This window comes from Nocardia farcinica (assembly GCF_029867845.1).
In the GTDB taxonomy this organism is placed as follows: Bacteria; Actinomycetota; Actinomycetes; order Mycobacteriales; family Mycobacteriaceae; genus Nocardia; species Nocardia farcinica_A.
The window spans coordinates 1-2,867 of sequence record NZ_JARWRU010000342.1; the positions used below are offsets into that span (position 1 = coordinate 1).

Annotated in this window: 4 protein-coding genes; 3 read left to right on the forward strand and 1 reads right to left on the reverse strand. The window is 70.1% G+C overall.

The window, feature by feature from the left end; all coding sequences use genetic code 11:
• Nucleotides 1–76 precede the first annotated feature (76 nt).
• Nucleotides 77–364: a putative quinol monooxygenase gene (locus tag QH283_RS07305; protein WP_280502258.1), complete on the reverse strand. Its 288-nt coding sequence runs from the start codon at nucleotides 362–364 to the stop codon at nucleotides 77–79.
• 163 nt (nucleotides 365–527) lie between these two features.
• On the opposite strand from QH283_RS07305, the gene QH283_RS07310 reads away from it, so the two are divergent.
• From QH283_RS07310 to QH283_RS07320, 3 genes are all read left to right on the forward strand, one after another.
• Entirely contained in the window at nucleotides 528–890 is a 363-nt protein-coding gene (locus QH283_RS07310) for a PadR family transcriptional regulator (protein WP_280502255.1), read from the forward strand.
• Nucleotides 887–2,239 (forward strand): permease prefix domain 1-containing protein, encoded by a 1,353-nt coding sequence (locus tag QH283_RS07315; RefSeq protein WP_280502256.1) that lies wholly within the window; start codon nucleotides 887–889, stop codon nucleotides 2,237–2,239. Before QH283_RS07310 ends, QH283_RS07315 begins: the two co-directional genes overlap by 4 nt.
• Before the next feature lie 82 nt (nucleotides 2,240–2,321).
• Entirely contained in the window at nucleotides 2,322–2,612 is a 291-nt protein-coding gene (locus tag QH283_RS07320; protein WP_280502257.1) for a DUF427 domain-containing protein, read from the forward strand.
• The last annotated feature ends 255 nt before the right edge of the window (nucleotides 2,613–2,867 follow it).

Here is a 2,867-nt window from a genome sequence, read left to right on the forward strand (position 1 = left end):
GGGGCCGGGGGGGGCGCCCCCCCGCCCCCGCGCGCCCGCGGCCGGTGGGGCCCCCCCCCCCCCCCCCCGATTCCGTTCAGGTCAGTGACCGGATCGCGGCGATATCGAATTCCGCCACCGCCGCGTCGAGCATCGCGGCGCTCTGACCCTGCTCGGGCCCACTTCCGCGGAATGCCTCGACATCCTCCCGGGTCGCCCACCGCTCGAACACATTGATCCGGCCCGGTTCCACCAGGTCGGGCCCGATCGCGAAATCCAGGCATCCGCGCGCCTTCCGCGCCTGTTCGACCACCCCCACACATCCGGCGAGGTATTCCTCCCGCCGCTCGGGGGCGACCACGATGTATCCGGCCACCACAACCATTGCCCGCTCCTTTCCACTCATCGGTGCAGACCGGACAGAGGCACCGAACTCATCGGCCATGAGCGGGGCCCCGCCGCACGGGGTCACAGGCGCGCCGGAACCGTGTGCCGCCGCGGCACATTCTGCTACCGTCATACCTAGCTGTTCTAGGTATAGGGGATCTATGTATATAGACAAGGATCTGGTGGCCGCCTCCTCCACGCTGCTGGTGCTCGGGATCCTGGCCGAGGGCGAGTCCTACGGCTACGCGATCCTCAAGCGGGTGCGGGAACTGTCCGCCGGCCGTATCGAATGGACCGACGGCATGCTCTACCCGCTGCTGCACCGATTGGAGCGGGCGGGCTACGTGTCGGCCTCCTGGGCCACCGCCGAGACCGGTCGCAAACGCAAGCACTACGTCCTCACCGAGGCCGGGCGCGCGGTGCTGGTGGAGCGGCGCAGCCAGTGGGATGTGGTGGCCGAGGCATTGAACGAGGTCTGGCGCAGCGCGCAGCTGCCCCGGCTGACCGAAGGCGGCCTGGCATGACCGGCGTGGACGAGCGACTGGAGTCGCAGATCGGCCAATGGCGCGGCTACGTCCAGCGACGACAGGCGATCTCGGCGGCGGACGTCGCGGAGATGGAAGACCATCTGCGCGAGCAGATCTCGGAGCTGAACGCGGCCGGGCTGGCCGCCGACGAGGCATTCCTGGTCGCGGTCAAGCGGATGGGGAGCATCGACGCCATCTCGCGCGAATTCGCCCGCGAACACTCCGAGCGACTGTGGAAACAGCTGGTCCTCGTGCCGGTGCCGGGCGAGGGCAGGCAGGCGCCGACCCGGGAGCTGCCGGTGGTGCTCGCCTTGGCCGCCGCCGCGGGATGTGCGATCACGATCGCCGTGCCGGCCGGGATCGACGAGAACTTGTTCGCCCGCACGGTGAGCCTGTTCGTCCTTCCTTTCCTCGCCGGCTATTTCGCGTGGAAGCGCAGGCTCGGCCCCCGCGCCCTCGCCGCTCTCGCCGTGCCCTTCGTGCTCGCCGCCGTCCTGCTCGTCACCTTCCCCTCCGAACACGATGGTGCGACGGAGGTGCTCGCCGCGATCCACGCGCCGCTGGTCGGCTGGTTCGCGGTCGGCTTCGCCTATGCCGGTGGCGAGTGGCGCTCGGACCGCCGTCGCATGGACTTCATCCGGTTCACCGGCGAGTGGGTCGTCTATCTGACCCTCATCGCGCTCGGCGGCTTGGTGCTGCTCGGCCTCACCATCGGCGCCTTCGACGCGCTGAAGTTGAACGACGCCGATGAAGTCGTGGTGGAGTGGGTGGTGCGATTCGGCCCGGCGGGCGCCGTCGTGATCGCGGCCTGGCTGGTGGAGGCCAAGCAGAACGTCGTGGAGAACATCGCTCCGGTCCTGACCAAGGTGTTCACCCCGGTCACCATCGCCATGCTCGCGGTGCTGCTGGCGGGATTCGTCGCGGCGGGCGACCTGGTCGAGGCCGACCGGCAGCTGCTCATCCTGATGGACGTCATTCTCGTCGTGGTTCTCGGGCTGCTGCTCTACGCGATCTCCGCGCGCGATCCGCTGCTGCCCGCCGACCTGTTCGACAAGCTCCAGCTCGTGCTGGTCGGGCTCGCGCTCGTCGTCGACGTGGTCATGCTGACCGCGATGCTCACCCGGATCGCGGAGTTCGGCCTCTCTGCGAACAAGACGGTCGCCCTCGGCCTGAACCTGCTCCTCGCGGTGAACCTGACCTGGTCGGCCCGGCTGCTCGCCGGTTTCGTGGTCGGGCGCGGCAGCTTCCACGCGACCGAACGCTGGCAGACCCGCTACCTGCCGGTCTTCGGACTGTGGGCGGCGCTGGTGCTGGTCGCGGTGCCGCCGCTGTTCGGTTTCGAGTGAGCCCGCTCGTCCGCCCGGCGGCCGACCGTCGCGGGAGTAGCGTGGATGCCGGTCCGGTTCGTCGACGTCCAGGGAGGCTCCCATGACTGTCCGCGCGGAATGGAACGGCGTCGTGCTCGCCGAGAGCGACGACACGGTGGTGGTCGAGGGCAACCACTACTTCCCGGCCTCGGCGGTGCGCTCGGAGTACCTCACCCCGACCGACACCCACACCGTGTGCCCGTGGAAGGGCACCGCCTCCTACTACACGGTGCGGGTGAACGGCAGCGAGAACCCGGACGCGGCCTGGTACTACCCGGAACCGAAGGAGGCGGCCGCGCAGATCGAGAACCACGTGGCGTTCTGGCGCGGGGTCGACGTCGTCGGGGACTGAGCGCCCGGCCGCGGTGGCCGGCGCGTTCGTCGCGTTCGTCGCGTGCCACCGACCGTCGCCGCGACACGGCAGGTGTTCGCTGTCGGTGGTGCTCCGGTGCGCCGTCATCTTGGCGAGGGCGTGGCCGTCGGCGGGCTGTGGCCGCCGGCGGGCCGATGATGACTGGTGGGGCCGATGGTGGCCGGGTGAGGCCGATGGTGGCCGGGTGAGGCCGATGGTGGCCAGGTGGGGCCGGATGATGGCCAGATGGGGCGG